Below are 1,192 nucleotides of genomic sequence, written 5' to 3'. Positions count from 1 at the left end.
ATAAATAAGTTTGATTTATGACGTTAAGTATAGTAATATGTTATGGTATGAAAATTTGTAGAGGAGGATTATGACAATGGCTAAAGAATGTTATTACACAGGACGTAAAGCGACTTCAGGTAACAACCGCTCACACGCATTGAATGCTACAAAACGTACATTTAAAGCAAACTTACAAAAAGTTCGTATCATCGACGAAAATGGTAACAAAAAGCGTGTATGGGTTTCTGCACACGCAATCAAAGCTGGTTTAGTTACCCGCGCGTAATCCATTTATGATTATAATCAAATAAGGTCGTAGTTTTCCAGTGAGGGAAGACCACGGCTTTTTTTGTGTCTTTTATAAGGGTTTGCGACTTGTCAAATATTTAGGTATAATAGCCTAGTATGTGGTAAAATGAGTGTTATAAATGAAGTTATATTTGTTTAGGACGATAAAGTTCTAGATTAATCTAGCAAGACAACCCTTCAAAAGGAGGACATTTTTTATGGCATTAAAAATGCAAACAGACTTCGGTGAAATTGATATTACAAATGAATCTATCGCAACAGTCGTAGGTATGGCAACAACACAAAACTACGGTGTCGTTGGTATGGCAAGCAAGCATCAAATCCGTGATGGTATCCAAGAAATTCTTAAACAAGAAAACTATACCAAAGGGGTACTTGTTTCAGTAGATAACAACGATTTAGTAGTAGTGGATGTATACATTATCGTCAACTACGGTACGAAAATTTCTGAAATTTGTCGCAATGTACAAAGTTCTGTGAAATACGAATTAGGTCGTCAATTAGGTATTGCTGCAAACGTAGTGAATGTGTACGTACAAGGCGTCCGTGTGATTGAAGACTAGTTGCGGTAATCAAGGAGGATTTTTAGGTGAAAAGAACAGTATTAGACGTTGAAGCGTTCATATCTATGCTTGAAGTTGGGGGTAACCGACTTTCAGAGAATGCTGAATACGTGAATTCATTAAATGTTTTCCCGGTGCCAGATGGTGATACCGGAACAAATATGAATTTAACATACACATCAGGTATCGAACGAGTAATTAAACAACATTCCGATACCGTTGGTGAGGTTGGAGAAGATTTAGCTAAGGGATTATTGATGGGGGCACGCGGTAACTCAGGCGTTATCTTATCCCAATTATTCCGTGGTTTCGCTAAAGCAATCGAAGGTAAAACAACC

The 1,192-nt window shown here is 37.2% G+C and carries 3 protein-coding genes; all 3 read left to right on the top strand.

What is annotated here, in order from left to right:
- Positions 1 to 76 precede the first annotated feature (76 nt).
- Positions 77 to 268 (top strand): 50S ribosomal protein L28, encoded by a 192-nt coding sequence (gene rpmB / locus ACRCJ0_RS14620; protein ID WP_016896758.1) that lies wholly within the window; start codon positions 77 to 79, stop codon positions 266 to 268.
- 220 nt (positions 269 to 488) lie between these two features.
- Complete coding sequence (locus ACRCJ0_RS14615; protein ID WP_003143306.1) at positions 489 to 854, top strand: Asp23/Gls24 family envelope stress response protein; 366 nt, start codon at positions 489 to 491, stop codon at positions 852 to 854.
- Positions 855 to 919: 65 nt separating this feature from the next.
- A partial coding sequence (locus ACRCJ0_RS14610) for a DAK2 domain-containing protein (RefSeq protein ID WP_431390932.1) occupies positions 920 to 1,192 on the top strand: 273 nt, incomplete at its 3' end.

This window comes from Aerococcus sp. L_32 (assembly GCF_050689315.1).
The sequence above is the reverse complement of the archived record's forward strand: the minus strand, read 5'-3'. Positions and strand labels throughout refer to the sequence as shown.